The sequence below is a fragment of the Methylocystis borbori genome (assembly GCF_036576025.1).
Taxonomy (GTDB): domain Bacteria; phylum Pseudomonadota; class Alphaproteobacteria; order Rhizobiales; family Beijerinckiaceae; genus Methylocystis; species Methylocystis borbori.
This window is the reverse complement of sequence record NZ_JAZHYN010000010.1, coordinates 66,638-82,388: the sequence shown is the minus strand read 5'-3', so window position 1 is coordinate 82,388 and position 15,751 is coordinate 66,638. Positions and strand designations below refer to the sequence as shown.

Below are 15,751 nucleotides of genomic sequence, written 5' to 3'. Positions count from 1 at the left end.
GGCCGAGCAGCCGCCGCCCGAGGGCTCCGGCTGCGCCGCCGCCGCCGCGCGCTATCGTGGCATCGTCGACCATGATCTCTCCATGGGCCACGTCAATACGAGCGTCCATGCGCAAATTTCGAGCGAGATCGCGGAAGCTTCCGCCGCCTGTTCGAGCGGCCAGGAGGGGCGCGCGCTGTCGCTCCTGCGCGCGTCGAAATCGCGACACGGCTATCCGGGCTGAGCCCCGCCTTCCAGTCATAGGTTGGAAACTCTCCAGACTAGATCAATTGACCGCCTGTCAGGGCGTTCTTACCTTTTACTTTCGCGCCGCAACAAGCGCGCGAACAAACCCTCCGGGAGATGCGGTCTTTGCAGTCCTCATATATTCGCGCGGCCCTCGCGGTCCTAGCGCTATTCGGCCTTTCCAGCGTCGCGCGCGCCGAAAACGCCTTCACGCTCACCATCAAGGATCATCGTTTCGAGCCTTCGGAATTGAAGGTGCCCGCCAATCAGGCCGTGACGCTCACCGTCAAGAATCTCGACGCGACGCCCGAGGAATTCGAAAGCAAGACGCTGCGCATCGAAAAGGTGATTCCCGCCAATAGCGAGGCGAGTTTCACGCTCCGGCCGCTCAAACCCGGCCGTTACAAATTCGTGGGCGAGTTCCATGAGGACGTCGCCAAGGGCGAGGTCATCGCGGAATAAAATGCTCGGCGCGCTCATCATCGTCTTTCGCGAAGCGATCGAAGCCGGCCTGATCGTCGGCATCGTGCTCGCGGTGACGCGCGGCGTCGCCGGCTCGCGCGGCTTCGTCGCGGCGGGCGTGACGATCGGCGTCGTCGGCGCGATTATCGTCGCCGCCTTCGCCGAGAAACTGTCGCACGCTTTCGCCGGCAGCGGGCAGGAGCTCTTCAACGCCGCCATTCTCGCGCTCGCGGTCGTGATGCTCGTCTGGCACAACATCTGGATGGCGCAGCACGGACGAGAATTGGCGAAGAATCTCTCCGACGTCGGACGGGCGGTCGCCGAAGGCGATCGGACGCTTCTCGCGCTCACCGGCGTCGTCGGCCTCGCCGTGCTGCGCGAAGGCGCCGAGGTGGCGCTGTTTCTTTACGGCATCCTCGCCTCGGGCGAGTCGGGATGGGACATATTCGCCGGCGGTCTTGCCGGCCTTGCGCTCGGAGCGGCGACGAGCTTTGCGACCTATTACGGGCTCGTCGCGATCCCCTCGCGCCATCTTTTCACGGTGACGACCTGGCTCATCACCTTGCTCGCCGCCGGCCTCGCCGCGCAATGCGTCGGCTTTCTCCAGCAGGCGGGCCTCGTCACGGCGCTTTCGGACACGGCCTGGGACACGTCCTGGCTTTTGTCGGACAAAAGCATTTTCGGACGGGTGCTGCATACGCTGGTCGGTTACGCCGACCAGCCCTCGGCCATGCAGGTCGCGGTCTATGTCGCGACGCTCGCCGCCATCGTCGCGGCGACGAAATTCTTCGCCGCGCGCCCGCCGGCGCCCGCGGTTCGCGCCCCGGCGGAATAGTCCGCCTCTTAAGGATCACTCCCGCGCGGCGATCTCGATCTTCTTGACGACGCGCTCGGGCTCCGGCCGCGCGAGATCGATCGAGAGAAGCCCGTTGACGAGATCGGCGCCGAGCACCTGCATGCCTTCGGCCAGCAGAAAAGCGCGCTGAAACTGCCGCGCGGCGATGCCGCGATGGAGAAAGACGCGCTCGCGCTCCTCCACCTGTCGGCCGCGAATGACGAGCTGGCTCTCTTCGAGCGACACGTCGAGCTGGTCGCGGGTGAAGCCGGCGACGGCGAGCGTGATCCGGAGCAGCTCCGGCGCGCTGTCGCTGCGGGCGATGCGCTCGATATTATAGGGCGGATAGCCGTCGGAAGCCGTGCGCGCGACGCGGTCGAGCGCGCGCTCGATCTCATCGAATCCGAGCAGAAACGGCGAATTGAGCGGCGGACGCGACATCGATGCGAAGCCCTTCTGGCGCCTCTTGGGCTAGAGCCCTCGAGGCGCTCCGGCTGGAGCTTATATGGCCGAGCGCGCGCCCGCGTTCAAGCGCGCCCGCCGCGCCATTGACGCAGCCCGGCCGCTCTCCCATCTGCGGGCTAGTCTCTTCGCGCCAAGGCGGCCCCATGCGACACGCAAGACATCGTCCCATCGCCGTCTTGGCCGGCGCCGTCTCAGCCTGCGCCGTCCTGGCGTTTGCCGGGCCGTTCGCGCCGACCCTGGCCCGCGCCGAAGCGCCCGCGACCGTGGCGCCCGAGGGCGAGCGCTTCGCCCTAACGCCCATGGACGGCGGCTTCGTCAGGATGAATAAGGAGACGGGCGCGCTTTCCTATTGCTCGGTCAAGGAGGGCGTCACGGTCTGCCGCCTCGGCGCCGAGGAGCGCGCCGCGCTGGAGGCTGAAATCGAGCGGCTGCGCAAGGAGAACGCCGCCCTCAAGGCCCGCGCGCAGGCCGCGCCGGCGCCGCCCGCCGCAAGGCCGAACGCCGGGCCGAGCGAAGAGGAATTCGAGCGGGCGCTCTCCTTTACCGAGCGATTCCTGCGACGCATAATGCGGCTCTTCCGCGAGGAAGCGCCCAAGGAGAACGATCTGTGAGCGCGGCAAGCGAGGCTTTCAGGGCGGGAGCGCCCGCATGAGCGATCAGAGCCCTTTCGCCAATTGGCCGCATCTCGACAGGCCGCGGCCCCCAGAGCGGCTCCCAGAAAATCCCGCCGCCGAGCGCGACTATCTGATCCTGCCCGGCTCCCCGGAATACAAGGAAGAGACCCAGATGGCGTCGAACAACGCGTTTGAGAATTTCCTCGGCGGCTCGCCGCTCAATACTTTCGTGCGGCTGTTTTTCATCTCGCTCGTCGTCGGCGCGCTGCTGATGTGGCTCGAACTGCGGCCGATCGACATTTTGCATGGGGTGCAGGCCTTCGTCGACCGCATCTATCAACTGGGCTTTGGCGCGGTGAAGGAGCTGTTCAGCTATGTGCTGGCCGGCGCCGTTTTCGTCATTCCGGCGTGGCTCGTGCTGCGGCTTTTCAACGTCACCGGCGCGAAGCGGTGAGCGCGGGAAGAAATGGCGATGAATCTGACGATTGAGACAGAGCAAGAAGAGGACGGCCGCTGGATCGCCGAAATCCTCGAGATTCCCGGCGCGCTGAAATACGCCGCCACTCGCGAAGAAGCCATCGCTCAGGCGGAAGCGCTTGCTTTACGCGTGATCGCCGATCGCATCGAGCATGGCGAAAGTCCGATTGAGCCGATTCACATCACATTCGCGGCCGCATGACGCCATGGCCAGGCGTCAAGGCGAAGCGTTTGCGCGCGGCGCTGGAGCGGAAGAGCTGGTCTGAAAAGCGATCGACCGGTTCGCATCGGATTTTTGCGAAGGCGGGATTCCCGGATTTCATCTTCGCCTTCCACGACGGCGAAGAAATCGGGCCGCGAATGCTGGCGAGGATCGCCAAGCGGACGGGGTTGAAGCCCGAAGATCTGTAATTCTGGGCGATCCGAGATGCGCACCGGCGCCGTCTTCGTCGTGCCGGCGTGGCTCGTGCTGCGGCTTTTCAACGTCACCGGCGCGAAGCGGTGAGATTCGCCCCCGAAAAATAGCTTCAGCCGCGTCTCGTCCTTGCCGCCATTTAGCGGCTGTCTTTTGAAAAGTTCGCGCGCGACGGCATTGTCGATGGATCGCGCCGCGTGCCGGACGGCATGGATGATGACATGCTCGCCCGCGACCTCATAGAAAATGACGTAAAGGATCGTCCGTAGACGCGCCCATATAAGGGTGAGAGAGAAGCGTCTCAGTTATGATTTGAATGCGGCGCTTGACCTTTTGCGCGCCAGCCGGCGACCGCCCGCCAATGAAATCCAAAACCGCGTCGAGATCGGCAAGCGCCGGGCGCGTATAAACAGCTTCACAAGCCGTGCTTCGCCCACATGGCGCGCACTTGCTCTTCCGTTGCGAATTCGCCGCGCACGGCGGCGGCTTTCGAAACAGCGATCGCCGCGCGCTCCGCCTCGGAAAGAATGATGGGCGGCGCTTCGTCGCCCGCAAGGCTGAGCAACATCCGCGCGACATCGTCCTGCATTTCCGGCGGCAGTTCGCGCACGGTCGCGATGGCCTTGTCGAGGAGCTTGGTCATGGGGGAAGAATAGCCGATCCTCCAACTGTCCGGAAGAATTTTCAAAGTAATAAAGTCGCCGTCATGCGGCGAGATCACCGCCTTCTCGCAATGCTCGACGTCCGCTCCGTTTCGTCGATCAGCTTGCCGATGCCGTCGAGGGGCGCCAGGCGCGGCGGCGGCGCATAGGCCTGCGGCCCGGCGACGCGCCCGAGACTGGCGTGCGGGCCGATATCCCCTTCCTCGAAAGCGGCGGGCGGCGGCTTGCCGGTCGTATCATTGTCGGTCTCTTCTTCGGGCGACGGCTGGGCTTCCCTCCGCGCGACGAGCGGCGAAGAGTCGGGCGGCGGCAGGGTTTCCTGAGGCTCGGGCTTGCAGATGCTGCGGCCGGAGCGGCCATGCACCGCGAGATCGACGTGAATATGATTGTAGTGGAAGGCGTTCGAGCCCGGCGACAGCACGGTCGAAAAATGCCCGCAGGCGCCGCGATGCGCCTCCATCAGAAAGGCGCGGGTCTGCTCGTCGCCGCGCGTCCAGTCGCGCACCAGCGTGATCTCGCGCCCATCCGCCAGAACGAAGCCGCCAATGTCGAGCGCATTGCCGAAGGAATGTTCGGAGAGCTGGGCGCCGCGCTGATTATTGATGCCGCGGCAGGCGTAGGAGCCCATGGAATTGATCTGCACGACCTGCTGGCCGAAGCGCGCCTGCGCCGCCGGCTGCACCGTGTCGGCGAGCCAGGCGTCGAGCTCGGCGACCATCGGACAGTCGAGCGTCGCGGTGGCGTTGAAGGAAACGGCGCCGCCCTGCAGGGCCGTCACCTTGAAGGGCTTGGTGAGCCCGCAAATGCCGGGGCCGTCGACCTCATTGGCGAGGGCGATGAATTCGGAAGGGTTGACCCGCTTCTGCGCCAAACAGGCGTTCTCCGCCTGGGTGCGCCAGGCCGGCCGGACCGGCTTCTGGCCGATGGAGCAGCCCGACAGCGCCAGAATGGCCAGCGCCAGCAAGAGCGAGAGTGGTGAGGCGCGGCGGACCATGCCGCGAGCGTGAACGCCAGCCCGTTAAGGCGGGGTCGAAAATCTTGGTTAACCGCGAGATATTTTGTGACTGTTGCCGGGATACCCGGAGCAGCAGGTCCGGTTGATCGATAGCGTATGACCCAAACTGGACCTCGTAGGCCGGATATTTCGCCTGAAAGTATACTGGTCGCAAAGTTGGCGGACGAACCCCATCTGCCCTAGCGCAACGCTATGAAGTGTTCTATCTATGTTCCGAATGAAGAAGGCGATTCCAAGAAGCTTAAAGCCCGGCGACATCCATTATGGGATTTCGCCTTCAGCCTTCATGCGACAGTTAAGGCCAGAGTACTATTCGGACAGCAAGCAGCAGACCTCGCATAGTCTCAGCGCGACGGCGCTTGAATATCATCTCGACACGCTGACCGCCCGCAATCAGACGCACGAGTTCGAGATATTTTGCCGCAAGCTTTGCGAGAGAGCGATTTGCCCGAATCTCAGACCGCAGACCGGCCCTGATGGCGGTGGTGACAGCAAGACGGACACGGAGACCTTCCCCGTCGCGGACGAGATCTCTGGGTTGACCTATGTCGGCAAAGCGAGCAGTGGCCGGGAGCGATGGGGATTTGCCTTCAGCGCGAAGGCGACGTGGGCCGACAAAGTCCGGAAGGATGTCAAGGGCATCGTCGAAACGGGACGAAAGTTCGACAGGATTATTTGCATTACTAGCCGCTTCGCCAAAGCGAAAGACAGGGCGCGGGTGGAGGACGAATTGTCGAAGCAATTCGGCCTTCCGGTCACCATCCACGATCGCTCATGGATAGTGAGTGAGGTGATAGAAAAGGACCGCGCAGACCTCGCCTTCAACTACCTGAACATGGGTGAGGCCGTCGGGAAAGAGGTAAGGCTTGGGCCAGCAGACTATTCGCGAACACAACAGCTTGAGGATGTCGAGCGCGCACTTGCCGATCCCGGTGCATTCTGCGGCATGGAGATCCAACGCGTTACGGAGGCGTTGGTCGCCGCTAAACTCTCGCGTGGTCTCGAGCGCCCGCGGATCGAGACTGACGGGAGATTCGACCGTGCTATTCGCCTTGCCGACGCAGACGGCACGTACCGGCAGCAACTGGAGGCGCGCTATCAGAAGCTCTGGACGGCGTTTTGGTGGTACGATGATTTCGCGCTGCTGAATGCGTCGTACGATAACTTTCAGGCGCGAGCGTTGAAGTCCAACCATTCGGCGAACCTGGAGTTCTTAGGGACGCTTAACCAACTACTCGTCAATGCCGTGATCCACGGGCATATGACGCCGGAGGAATGTCGGCTCAAGGAGCGCATGGCCGCGTTGCGAAAGGCGCTGGAGGCGATAGCGGATGATCCGAGCCGGCCGAACAATAGCCTTGAGGCGAGAACCGCGCTTGTGCGGATCAAGTTGAACGTCGCCACTCTCGCCGGAGACGGCAGCGCCCTGCCAGCCATTTGGGAGGAGTTGTCCGAAATCGTCGACAAGGCCACCGGCCTTGGTGAATTCGATGCCGGAGGACTAGTGACTTTCGTCGAAATCGTAGGAGGCGCTGCAGGAAACGATCCCGCCTACAACAACTTGGTGGAGAAGCTATCCGACTTCGTGGCGGCTCGAACGAGTGAAGTGGAGGGCGCGCTGATTCTGCTGAGGCGCGCAGAGAAGCTCGACTTTGATGACAATCTGGACATGATCCGGTGGCTGGGCAAGGCCGTCTTCGGGCTGTCCAAGCGGGAACATTCAGAGGATCTGATCGATGCGGCGCAACTGCTGATGCTTGCATATCGCAGCGCGGGTCTGCTTTGGGCCGCGCGAGCGACGTGTGTTTTAGCAGTAGCTTCGATCTACGTCGATGCTGAGGAGGTAAGCGACCTTCCTGTCGATATCGTGCCGACATTCAAAGTCTGGGCGTGGATAGCGCTACAGCTGTCGCATCTTCCCGATTTTCTCTTCGCGATTCAGATGCTGAAGGGCTTTCTTGCAACACTACCTTTGGATGAAGAATCGAAGGAGAAGGTTTGCGAAGACGTAAGAGAGCTCGATGCGGCGCTGGGTAGTTTGTTCCTGAATCTCGACGAGGACCAACTCCGCCGGTTGGGAGATTTGCCGGACACGCTGGCGGCGCTTGGGCTCTTTCTGGCGCGAACTTCGCTGCTTTTCATGCTCGGCTACAACGACTTGCTTCGTTCGGACGGTAGCCTGCCTGCCGAGATGTCAGACGAAGATGTGCAGAGGTTTTTGTTAAGCCTCAAGGGACAGCCTGTGGCGAAAGGCATCCGCGGGCCGCTCGTGCTGAATGACAGCACGCAAGTGTATGCGAGCACCATCCTTGGAATGCGCCTCTGGGTGGAAGTCGAAACGGAAGAAGCCATCCTGATCGCAGAGGCCGTTGTTGGATCGCTGGAAGCGTTTTTCGCCACGGCGATCGGTCGCGATATTTTTCCCCACACAGAATCGTTCCGAATTCAGATCTCTCAGCGCGAGTCGGGCGAGCCTTCCATCGAGATCAATGAACTCGACATGATGGCGAGGATATCATGGCCTCGGAGCCTTCATGTTGCCCGCTTCGACCGCCAGCCGGATGTTTGCAAATTCCTGATCGAGGTGGGTTTGCACGTGCTGACGGCAACCTGCATGTTTGGCTCCGACCATAAGGCGCTGATTGAACAGCTGTTCGGAGACGAAGCGGTACATCACCGTATGACCATGATCGCGGTCACGCCAAACAGTTACAATCGCGCGGTCTCGCGCCCCTACTCGCGCCTTTCCGATTGGCAGAAGGTCGTAAGGCGCTCATACCCGATGCAGAGCGAGCGGTCCGAGCTACATGCTGCACGCTCGAAGAAGCGGAATGATCAACCCGAGATCCGCCCGACGCGGAGTCTGGAAGAATGCAGCGTCAAAGATCACCACGCCATGAAGGTCTACTCGGTGATCGATATTCACGCATGGGACCGTGCCAAATGGCGGGGCTGCGGCTATTTGCAGATTGGCCACGACAATCCCCCTGTCATGGCATTCCTATTCGAGAACGCCGGGGCAGGTAGAAAGATATTTGAGCGATGGCGGGAGCGCTTCGGTGACGAGGACAAAAACGAAGAGATCGTGGTGTCGATTGTCCGTAACCTTCCCGACGAAAGCCAGCATTACTACTGCGTGCAGATCGCAGCCAGACCGCCGACTCTGACCGATGAGGTGACAGATCAGATGATTCTCACCTCTGCCCGCTCGATGGTGATGGAACCTATGACTAGCGTGAACCTGGACAGGTTCCTCGCTGGGTTTCGTCGGTTTGGCGCATATTTCCTAGTACCCGCGAGCGGCAACGACCTGGCTGGCTTCGCTACCGACTTGGCGATCCTCAAACGCAGTGTGAGCGTCAAGTCCGCAGCCGACATAGGAGAGCACGACACAGAAGCTCTCGCCCTACGCATACGTGGAATGAAAATCTCCGTTTAGCTCAGAGCGGACGAGAAGGATCGGTCCTAGTATTGTGTAAATGAATCATCGAAAAATAGCTCAATGACCGAACGTGGAGTGTCCGGCACGAAGCGGTACCGTAACGTCCGGCTCATGGCGCAAATCGGACAGTACCGATTTGCGCCAATTCTCGTTTCATCGCGGCGCTTGCCGCGCCTAAGCGGCGTTACGCCTCCTTGCCTTCGCCACCCTTACGGTCGCGCATGAAGGATTCGAACTCTTCCCGATCCTTGGCGCGGCGCAGCTGGTCGATGTGCTCGGCGAAGTCGCGCTCGGCCTCGGCGACCTTGCGGCGCTCTTCCTCGAGACGGGCGAGTTCGCCCTCGCGCCATTCGTCGAAGGCGACATTGCCGGTCGAGCGCATGAAGGAGGGACCGCCCCAGCCGCGCGACGCCTCCCGCGACATGCCGCCGACCGCCTCTTTCACCCGCGCGCCCTGCTCATGCGCGAAGGCGAAGAGATCGCCCTGATAGCCATAGCTGCGCTGCCAAAGTTTCCAGAACAGGATGGCGAGGCCGATCGGCCAGAAGATGAAGAAGCCGAGAATCATCGCCGCGATCTCATAGGGCTTCCAGAACATGCGGCCGCAGCCTCCCCAGGGCGCGTCCCTCTCGGAGACGCCGCCCGATGCGAAGGACGACCTGCGGAAATGATGATGGCAGCTCATGTTTGGGCTCCAGTCTTGCCAACCGGCCTTCCCGCCGTTCGGCGGCGGCCGATGCAGATGTAATATGCATTAACATTGGCGCAAGGGCAAGGGAGCGGGCGCGAAAATCGAATTTGCGAGGGGCGCCGCCGCGGCAAAACGCGTCGAATCAAAAAGGACGAAGCCCCTTCATGAACCATGGATTCATGAAAGGGCTTCGGGAGGGACCGATGCGCCCGCGTGGCGGGCGCAAAAAATCAGGCGGCTTTTTCGCTCGCCATCTCTTCCTGCGCGGTTTCGGCGTCCGCCTCCATCTCGATGTCGATCTCGAGCAGCGAGACGTCCTCCTTGCGATGCATCTTCACCATCACCTTCTCGGGATCGACGGCGATATGCTTGGAGATCGCCGCGAGAACCTCTTTGTGAAGGATCGCGATGAGATTGGAGTCGCGGGAGGATTTACGCTCATGCGCGAGGAGAATTTGCAGGCGTTCGCGCGCGACCGGCGCCGTCGCGGCGCGCCGTCCAAACAATCCGAATAAGCTCATGCCGCCCTCCGACCGAAAAGCCGAACGAACAAACCTTTCTTCTCGGAAGGAATGGTCACCGGCGTCCTTTCCCCGCACAGACGCTGGGCGGCCTCCGAATAGGCGCGCGCCGCGGCGCTCATGGCGTTGTGAAGAATGATCGGCGCGCCGACGTTCGAGGCGCGCAAAACCTCGTCGCTCTCGGGCACGATGCCGATAAGCGGAATGGAGAGAATCTCCAGCACATCGTCCACGCTCAGCATTTCGCCGCGCGCGGCGCGCCCCGCGTCATAGCGGGTGAGCAGCAGATATTTCTCGACGCGCTCGCCTTTTTCGGCGCGCTCGGTCTTGGCGTCGAGCAGACCGATAATGCGGTCCGAGTCGCGCACCGACGAGACTTCCGGGTTGGCGATGACGACGGCGACATCGGCGAAACGCATGGCGAGCGTCGCGCCGCGCTCGATTCCCGCGGGACTGTCGCAGACGATCCAGTCGAACTTCTCGCGCAATTCGCCGATGACCCGCTGCACGCCTTCTTCCGTCAGCGCGTCCTTGTCGCGCGTTTGCGAAGCGGGCAGGAGATAGAGGCTGTCGAGCCGCTTGTCGCGAATGAGCGCCTGATGGAGCTTGGCGTCGCCCTGCGCGACATTGATGAGGTCGTAGACCACCCGCCGCTCGGCGCCCATGACGAGATCGAGATTGCGCAAGCCCACGTCGAAATCGACGACGGCGACCTTATGGCCTTGTTGGGCCAGCGCCGCTCCGAGCGACGCGGTCGACGTCGTCTTGCCGACGCCCCCCTTGCCGGAAGTGACCACCAATGTCTTGGCCATTTTCTCGTCCTCTCTCAGTCGAGCTTTGCGATTTTGACGGTTTCGTTTTCGAGCCAGGCCTGAATCGGCTGGCGGTGCATATTCGCGCCGATTTCCTCGGCGGTCAGATAGACGCCGCAGACCGAGAGCAGCTCGGCCTCGAGGCGCCGACAGAAGATGCGCGCGCGCTTCTCGCCATAGGCGCCCGCCATGGCGCGCCCGCGCAGGGTTCCGTAAACATGGACGGAGCCGCCGGCCATGATCTCGGCGCCTGAGGCGACCGAGCCGACGACGGTCACGTCGCCGTCGGGGTAATAGATCGACTGGCCGGAGCGCACCGGCTCGACCAGGATGAGCGGCGCAGCGACGGCGGAGCGCGGCGGTTCCCCGGGCTTCGTCCCTGCGTGCGACTTGCTCTCGCCAAGCGCCTTGCCGATGTCCGCGAAGGCCGCTTCCTCGCTCGCCGAGAGCGTTCCCGCCTTATCGTCCTTCGAGGCGGATTCGTCGGCGCTCTCCGCTTTCTCGGCGGGGTGTCGCCCGCTGGCGAGGATCGGCGGCAGATCGTCCGAGGCCCAGGTGGGATCGGCGCCCGAAAGCCCCATGACGCGCACGCCGCGCGTCGAGAGCTTTTCGAGAAGGTCGATGACGCCCGTTTTCTCGAGTTCGAGTTTCGCGAGATCGATCACGATCGACTTGCGCGCGAAGAAAGCGGGCGACTGTTCAAGCAAGGCGTCGAGCTGCTCGATCCAGCCGTCGAGCGGGGGCTCCGGCTCGAGCGTCAGCACGGGAAAGGAACGGCCCTTGAAGCGGATATGGCGGGAAGACGCTTGCGTCACGACAGCCTCGGCGCAATTGGATTTCCGTCATTTGAATTCGGTAACCTTAATGAAAGTTTAAAAAATTCAATTTCCTTAAAAATGTCTTGTTTGGGCCAAGCCGCGCGGCGTTACGTCTTCGCTTCCTTCGCCCGCGCGACGGCCCCCTCCATGATCCCCTGCGCGGCGGCGTCGAGAATAAGGGCGGAGTCCGCCGTTTTAACCGAATCGAAATGGCCGGAGATCGTCAGCATGGCGACGCCATGGGCCGCGGCCCAAATTTGCAGCGCGGCGTAGCGCGCCCCTTGCGCCGGCGCGCCGGCCTGCTGCAGCCAGGCGACGACCGCGCGCCAGAGAATTTCGAGCGCATGATCGGCGGCCCCGCCGGCCCCAGGATCGGCGAGGGTCGCCGCCTGGCCGAACATGGCGGCGTAAAGGCCGGGTTCGTCGCGGGCGAATTTGAGATAGGCGGCGCACATGGCGCGCATGGCGCTTTGCGCATCCGGCCGGCCTTCGCTCCACGCCGCTTCGATCCGCGCGCCAAAGGTCTCGAAGCCGTGACGCGCCAATTCGCTCATCAACGCGTCGCGGCCGGCGAAATGGCGATAGGGCGCGGCCGGCGAAACGCCGGCGCGGCGCGCCGCCTCGGTCAGCGTCAGCGCCGACGGCCCGCCCTCGGCGAGAAGCTCCAGGGAGGCGTCGATCAGCGCCTGTTTCAGGGAGCCGTGATGATAGCGCCTTTTGCTATGCATGGGCGTCGCTTGGTTTTCCCTCCGCCCGCCGCAGGCCGCTCCCGGCGCTCTTTAAATCCGTCAGCCCGAGAGTTTGGCCACGAGCGCGTCGGAAACCTCGAAATTGGCGTAGACGTTCTGCACGTCGTCATTGTCTTCGAGCGCCCCGACGAGCTTCAAGATTTTCTCGCCCGCTTCGTCGTCGACCTTGATGGTGTTCTGGGGACGCCAGACGAGCGCCGCCTTGCGCGGCTCGCCGAATTTCTCTTCCAGCGTTTTGGCCACGTCGCGCAGGCTCTCGAGGGAGGTGACGATTTCATGCGCCTCCTCCGTCGCGGAGACGTCCTCGGCGCCCGCTTCGATCGCGGCCTCCATCATCTGGTCCTCGGTCGCGGCTTTCTTGTCGAATTCGATGAGGCCGACCCGGTCGAACATGAAAGCGACGGCGCCCGTCTCAGCGAGCGCGCCGCCGGCCTTGGTGAAATAGGAGCGCACCTCGCCCGCCGTGCGGTTGCGGTTGTCGGTCAGGGCCTCGATGATGACGGCGACCCCGCCCGGCGCATAGCCTTCGTAACGCACCTCGTCGTAATTTTCGGCGTCCGCGCCGGAGGCTTTCTTGATCGCGCGCTCGATATTGTCCTTGGGCATGTTCTCCGCCCTGGCGGCGAGAACGGCGGCGCGCAGGCGGGCGTTCATATTCGGGTCGGGCAGGCCCATCTTGGCGGCGACGGTGATTTCGCGGGCGAGCTTGGAGAAGAGCTTGGAGCGGATCGCGTCCTGCTTGCCCTTCTTGTGCATGATATTCTTGAATTGACTATGCCCGGCCATGCGCTTTCGCCTTGCTCCCTGAATGAAGAGATTCGCCGCTTATTCGCCGTCCTTCGGCGTCCGGCGGGTCATATACGCCGGGCGGAAACGGAAATAAAGAAATGGGCCAAGGAGTCGATTTTTGACCGTAGACGACAAAAGCGCCAAACGGATTCCCAAATCGCCTCGGCCGACGGCGCGCCGGAAGGCGGGGACGGCCGCCCTTGCCGAGGACCTCGCCGCCGCCCAGCGGCTGCAGACCATCCTCGCGAGCCCCTCTTATCGCAAGGCGAATGAAGACCCGGATTTTCTCGCGTCGCCAGAGGCGCGCGGGCCGCGCCTCGAACTCGAATATCTCAAGGCGGAACTGGCGCTGCGCCGGCATGGCGTCACCGACGCCATCGTCGTCTTCGGCTCAACCCGCATCGCGGAGCCGGCGCTCGCCCGCGCGCAATTCGAAGAGGCGCAAAGCGCGGCGCGGGCGAAGCCAGACGACCCGGCCGCCGCGCAGCGCCTCGCCGTCGCCAAGCGGTTTTATGACAAATCGCGCTATTATGACGTCGCGCGCGAGTTCGGCGCTCTCGTCGGGGCGGCCGCGCGAAGCGGCGAATGGCCCCGTCTCGCCATCGTCACCGGCGGCGGCCCGGGCATTATGGAGGCCGCCAATCGGGGCGCTTTCGAAGCCGGCGCCGATACCGTCGGCCTCAACATCACCCTGCCGCGCGAGCAATTGCCCAATTCATACGTCACGCCGACGCTTTGTCTGCGCTTTCGCTATTTCGCCCTTCGCAAGATGCACTTCATGCTGCGGGCGCGGGCGTTTGTCGCCTTTCCCGGCGGCTTTGGCACCTTGGACGAATTGTTCGAGACGCTCACGCTCGTGCAGACCGGCAAGGTCGAGCCGATGCCGATCATTCTCGTCGGCGAAGACTATTGGCGGCGCGCGGTCAATATTGATTTTCTCGTCGCGGAGGGCGCGATCGAGCCGAAGGACCGCGATCTCTTCCGCTACGCCGAAAGCGCCCGCGATATTTGGGACGAAATCAGGCGTTGGGATGGTCGAAAGGAAAATCCGCTTTTCGAATGAGCCTTTAGACGCGCGGGAGACGCCGGCGCGACAGGCATTGTAAAGGCCGCGCCTCGCCATATTTCTCTAATGCGTCCAGGGAGGCGTATTTCGAAATTGGAGGATGACCATGAGTTGGCTTAAGGCGATCGCCGGCGGCGTGATCGGCGCTGAAGCGCTGAGCCTCATCAAGGAATATGTGGAGAAGCAGGGCGGCATCGACGGCGTGGTCAAGAACTTCGAGAATTCCGGCCTCGGCCAGAAAGTCCACTCCTGGGTTGGCCTTGGTCCCAATGAAAAATTGAGCGACATCGAACTCAACCAGGTGATCAACGCGGACAAGCTGAAGGAATTGGCGAAGGGCGCCGGCGTCGACATCGAGAAGGCGCGCGAACTTCTCGCCAAATATCTTCCCGAGGCGATCGACAAGGCGACGCCCGAAGGAAAGCTGCCGCCCCCGGACAAAGATCAGGCGTAAGCCGCGCGCATTTTAGCCGCAACAGGCCGGCCCGAACCGCTTTCGGGCCGGCACGCCCCCGCCGCGCTCTTGCGCCCCCACGGCCTTGCTTCAGGCGCCCTGATTCTGTAAGCCTCAGTCGCGCAGGGCGAATCCATCCTCGACATTTCAGCGAAGGACGTTCCCGAAACAGCGCCGCGCGGCGATTTTCGCCTTCCGTTAGGAGCCTGCCGGCGAGATTGAATAGGACGATTGATGAGCAAGCGCGCGCTGGTGACAGGCGTTACGGGACAGGACGGCGCCTATCTGTCCCAATTCCTTCTCGATAAGGGCTATGAAGTGCATGGCGTGGTGCGGCGCTCGTCGCATCGCGGCGTCGAGGACCATCGGCTGCGCTGGCTCGGGATCAACGGCAAGGTGCATATGCACGACGCCGACCTCGCCGATCTCTCCAGCCTGCTGCGCACGGTGCAGGAAGTTGCACCCGACGAAGTCTACAATCTCGCGGCGCAGTCCTATGTCGCCTCCTCCTGGCGCCAGCCGGTGCTCACCGCCAATGTCACCGCCGTCGGCGTGACCAACGTATTGGAGGCGATACGGCTGGCCGCGCCCGCCGCGCGCTTCTATCAGGCGTCGTCCTCGGAGATGTACGGGCTCATCCAGGAGCCGATGCAAAGCGAGAAGACGCCTTTCTATCCGCGCTCGCCATACGCCGTCGCCAAGCTCTACGGCCATTGGATCACGGTGAACTACCGCGAGAGCTTCGGCCTGCACGCCTCCTCAGGGATTCTCTTCAACCATGAAAGCCCGCTGCGCGGCGTCGAATTCGTCACGCGCAAGGTGACGACGGGCGTCGCCGCGATCAAGCTCGGTCAGGCGAAGGAATTGCGGCTCGGCAATATCGACGCCAAGCGCGACTGGGGCCACGCCAAAGATTATGTGCGGGCCATGTGGCTGATGCTTCAGCAGGAGAAGCCGGACGATTACGTCGTCGCCACAGGCGTCACGACAACGGTGCGCGAGATGTGCCATATCGCCTTCGAGCACGCCGGGCTCGACTGGGAAAAATTCGTCGTCATCGACCCGGCGTTCTACCGGCCGGCGGAAGTGGACGTGCTTCTCGGCGATTCGAGCAAGGCGCGCCAGTTTCTTGGATGGAAGCCGGAAATCGGCCTTCGCGAGATGATCTGCGAGATGGTCGACGCCGATCTTGAGCGGCTGCGGCGCGAAGCGGCCTGACAACGGCCTAACCGGAGAGGG

At 62.8% G+C, this 15,751-nt stretch carries 20 protein-coding genes and 1 pseudogene; 12 read left to right on the top strand and 9 right to left on the bottom strand.

All coding sequences use genetic code 11. From position 1 onward, the window contains the following. The 3 genes and pseudogenes from V3H18_RS05415 to V3H18_RS05405 form a co-directional block, all read left to right on the top strand. Positions 1-223: pseudogene (locus V3H18_RS05415) on the top strand (hypothetical protein); the annotation flags it as partial. Between the two features lie 128 nt (positions 224-351). Further along, a complete protein-coding gene (locus V3H18_RS05410) occupies positions 352-687 on the top strand; it encodes a cupredoxin domain-containing protein (RefSeq protein WP_332080925.1) in 336 nt (111 codons plus the stop codon). A 1-nt stretch (position 688) separates the two neighbouring features. Then, complete coding sequence (locus V3H18_RS05405; protein WP_332080923.1) at positions 689-1,522, top strand: FTR1 family iron permease; 834 nt, start codon at positions 689-691, stop codon at positions 1,520-1,522. A 15-nt stretch (positions 1,523-1,537) separates the two neighbouring features. Here the strand turns inward: V3H18_RS05405 and V3H18_RS05400 are convergent, their stop codons facing one another. Beyond that, a complete protein-coding gene (locus tag V3H18_RS05400; RefSeq protein WP_332080922.1) occupies positions 1,538-1,963 on the bottom strand; it encodes an Hsp20 family protein in 426 nt (141 codons plus the stop codon). A 167-nt stretch (positions 1,964-2,130) separates the two neighbouring features. Here V3H18_RS05400 and V3H18_RS05395 point away from each other — a divergent pair, with 167 nt between their 5' ends. From V3H18_RS05395 to V3H18_RS16640, 5 genes are read left to right on the top strand one after another with little or no spacing between them, the layout of a single operon-like run. Continuing rightward, entirely contained in the window at positions 2,131-2,598 is a 468-nt protein-coding gene (locus tag V3H18_RS05395) for a hypothetical protein (RefSeq protein WP_332080921.1), read from the top strand. 37 nt (positions 2,599-2,635) lie between these two features. Beyond that, positions 2,636-3,055, top strand: a complete 420-nt coding sequence (locus V3H18_RS05390; RefSeq protein WP_332080920.1) for a DUF6460 domain-containing protein — start codon at positions 2,636-2,638, stop codon at positions 3,053-3,055. 18 nt (positions 3,056-3,073) lie between these two features. After that, positions 3,074-3,280, top strand: coding sequence for a type II toxin-antitoxin system HicB family antitoxin (locus V3H18_RS05385; RefSeq protein ID WP_332080919.1), 207 nt, complete (start codon positions 3,074-3,076; stop codon positions 3,278-3,280). Then, positions 3,277-3,489, top strand: a complete 213-nt coding sequence (locus V3H18_RS05380) for a type II toxin-antitoxin system HicA family toxin (RefSeq protein WP_332080918.1) — start codon at positions 3,277-3,279, stop codon at positions 3,487-3,489. The genes V3H18_RS05385 and V3H18_RS05380 overlap by 4 nt, the downstream gene beginning before the upstream one ends. A 16-nt stretch (positions 3,490-3,505) precedes the next feature. Beyond that, positions 3,506-3,583: a DUF6460 domain-containing protein gene (locus V3H18_RS16640; protein ID WP_408631761.1), complete on the top strand. Its 78-nt coding sequence runs from the start codon at positions 3,506-3,508 to the stop codon at positions 3,581-3,583. Between the two features lie 325 nt (positions 3,584-3,908). Here the strand turns inward: V3H18_RS16640 and V3H18_RS05375 are convergent, their stop codons facing one another. Both V3H18_RS05375 and V3H18_RS05370 read right to left on the bottom strand, forming a co-directional pair. Beyond that, positions 3,909-4,136: a hypothetical protein gene (locus V3H18_RS05375; protein WP_332080917.1), complete on the bottom strand. Its 228-nt coding sequence runs from the start codon at positions 4,134-4,136 to the stop codon at positions 3,909-3,911. A gap of 74 nt (positions 4,137-4,210) precedes the next feature. Beyond that, the gene (locus V3H18_RS05370; RefSeq protein ID WP_332080916.1) at positions 4,211-5,149 is read right to left on the bottom strand and encodes an extensin-like domain-containing protein; all 939 of its coding nucleotides are present in this window, start codon (positions 5,147-5,149) and stop codon (positions 4,211-4,213) included. Positions 5,150-5,387: 238 nt separating this feature from the next. Between V3H18_RS05370 and V3H18_RS05365 the strand changes: the two genes are divergently transcribed. After that, the gene (locus V3H18_RS05365; RefSeq protein ID WP_332080915.1) at positions 5,388-8,609 is read left to right on the top strand and encodes a hypothetical protein; all 3,222 of its coding nucleotides are present in this window, start codon (positions 5,388-5,390) and stop codon (positions 8,607-8,609) included. Positions 8,610-8,796: 187 nt separating this feature from the next. On the opposite strand, the gene V3H18_RS05360 is transcribed toward V3H18_RS05365, so the two are convergent. The 6 genes from V3H18_RS05360 to V3H18_RS05335 all read right to left on the bottom strand — a co-directional run bounded on the left by V3H18_RS05360 (position 8,797) and on the right by V3H18_RS05335 (position 12,989). Next, positions 8,797-9,297: a DUF2852 domain-containing protein gene (locus V3H18_RS05360; RefSeq protein WP_332080914.1), complete on the bottom strand. Its 501-nt coding sequence runs from the start codon at positions 9,295-9,297 to the stop codon at positions 8,797-8,799. 236 nt (positions 9,298-9,533) lie between these two features. Further along, positions 9,534-9,824, bottom strand: coding sequence for a cell division topological specificity factor MinE (gene minE / locus V3H18_RS05355; protein ID WP_332080913.1), 291 nt, complete (start codon positions 9,822-9,824; stop codon positions 9,534-9,536). After that, a complete protein-coding gene (minD, locus tag V3H18_RS05350; protein WP_332080912.1) occupies positions 9,821-10,636 on the bottom strand; it encodes a septum site-determining protein MinD in 816 nt (271 codons plus the stop codon). The genes minE and minD overlap by 4 nt, the downstream gene beginning before the upstream one ends. A gap of 14 nt (positions 10,637-10,650) precedes the next feature. Beyond that, the gene (minC, locus tag V3H18_RS05345) at positions 10,651-11,451 is read right to left on the bottom strand and encodes a septum site-determining protein MinC (protein WP_332080911.1); all 801 of its coding nucleotides are present in this window, start codon (positions 11,449-11,451) and stop codon (positions 10,651-10,653) included. A gap of 110 nt (positions 11,452-11,561) precedes the next feature. Continuing rightward, entirely contained in the window at positions 11,562-12,182 is a 621-nt protein-coding gene (locus V3H18_RS05340; protein WP_332080910.1) for a TetR/AcrR family transcriptional regulator, read from the bottom strand. Between the two features lie 60 nt (positions 12,183-12,242). Beyond that, positions 12,243-12,989 (bottom strand): YebC/PmpR family DNA-binding transcriptional regulator, encoded by a 747-nt coding sequence (locus V3H18_RS05335; protein WP_332080909.1) that lies wholly within the window; start codon positions 12,987-12,989, stop codon positions 12,243-12,245. Between the two features lie 121 nt (positions 12,990-13,110). Between V3H18_RS05335 and V3H18_RS05330 the strand changes: the two genes are divergently transcribed. The 3 genes from V3H18_RS05330 (at position 13,111) to gmd (ending at position 15,730) form a co-directional block, all read left to right on the top strand. Continuing rightward, entirely contained in the window at positions 13,111-14,055 is a 945-nt protein-coding gene (locus V3H18_RS05330) for an LOG family protein (protein WP_332080907.1), read from the top strand. 109 nt (positions 14,056-14,164) lie between these two features. Beyond that, complete coding sequence (locus V3H18_RS05325; protein WP_332080906.1) at positions 14,165-14,512, top strand: YidB family protein; 348 nt, start codon at positions 14,165-14,167, stop codon at positions 14,510-14,512. 234 nt (positions 14,513-14,746) lie between these two features. Next, on the top strand, positions 14,747-15,730 hold the full coding sequence (gmd, locus tag V3H18_RS05320; protein WP_332080905.1) for a GDP-mannose 4,6-dehydratase: 984 nt from the start codon (positions 14,747-14,749) through the stop codon (positions 15,728-15,730). The last annotated feature ends 21 nt before the right edge of the window (positions 15,731-15,751 follow it).

Excerpts from the sequence above, each read along its gene's own strand:
- V3H18_RS05395 (WP_332080921.1), top strand. The coding sequence starts at position 2,131 with ATGCGACACGCAAGACATCGTCCCATCGCCGTCTTGGCCGGCGCCGTC.
- V3H18_RS16640 (WP_408631761.1), top strand. The coding sequence starts at position 3,506 with ATGCGCACCGGCGCCGTCTTCGTCGTGCCGGCGTGGCTCGTGCTGCGG.
- V3H18_RS05405 (WP_332080923.1), top strand. The coding sequence starts at position 689 with ATGCTCGGCGCGCTCATCATCGTCTTTCGCGAAGCGATCGAAGCCGGC.
- V3H18_RS05400 (WP_332080922.1), bottom strand. The coding sequence starts at position 1,963 with ATGTCGCGTCCGCCGCTCAATTCGCCGTTTCTGCTCGGATTCGATGAG.
- V3H18_RS05390 (WP_332080920.1), top strand. The coding sequence starts at position 2,636 with ATGAGCGATCAGAGCCCTTTCGCCAATTGGCCGCATCTCGACAGGCCG.
- V3H18_RS05365 (WP_332080915.1), top strand. The coding sequence starts at position 5,388 with ATGAAGAAGGCGATTCCAAGAAGCTTAAAGCCCGGCGACATCCATTAT.
- V3H18_RS05385 (WP_332080919.1), top strand. The coding sequence starts at position 3,074 with ATGAATCTGACGATTGAGACAGAGCAAGAAGAGGACGGCCGCTGGATC.
- V3H18_RS05360 (WP_332080914.1), bottom strand. The coding sequence starts at position 9,297 with ATGAGCTGCCATCATCATTTCCGCAGGTCGTCCTTCGCATCGGGCGGC.
- minE (WP_332080913.1), bottom strand. The coding sequence starts at position 9,824 with ATGAGCTTATTCGGATTGTTTGGACGGCGCGCCGCGACGGCGCCGGTC.
- V3H18_RS05340 (WP_332080910.1), bottom strand. The coding sequence starts at position 12,182 with ATGCATAGCAAAAGGCGCTATCATCACGGCTCCCTGAAACAGGCGCTG.
- V3H18_RS05375 (WP_332080917.1), bottom strand. The coding sequence starts at position 4,136 with ATGACCAAGCTCCTCGACAAGGCCATCGCGACCGTGCGCGAACTGCCG.
- V3H18_RS05370 (WP_332080916.1), bottom strand. The coding sequence starts at position 5,149 with ATGGTCCGCCGCGCCTCACCACTCTCGCTCTTGCTGGCGCTGGCCATT.
- V3H18_RS05325 (WP_332080906.1), top strand. The coding sequence starts at position 14,165 with ATGAGTTGGCTTAAGGCGATCGCCGGCGGCGTGATCGGCGCTGAAGCG.
- V3H18_RS05380 (WP_332080918.1), top strand. The coding sequence starts at position 3,277 with ATGACGCCATGGCCAGGCGTCAAGGCGAAGCGTTTGCGCGCGGCGCTG.
- minD (WP_332080912.1), bottom strand. The coding sequence starts at position 10,636 with ATGGCCAAGACATTGGTGGTCACTTCCGGCAAGGGGGGCGTCGGCAAG.
- gmd (WP_332080905.1), top strand. The coding sequence starts at position 14,747 with ATGAGCAAGCGCGCGCTGGTGACAGGCGTTACGGGACAGGACGGCGCC.
- V3H18_RS05335 (WP_332080909.1), bottom strand. The coding sequence starts at position 12,989 with ATGGCCGGGCATAGTCAATTCAAGAATATCATGCACAAGAAGGGCAAG.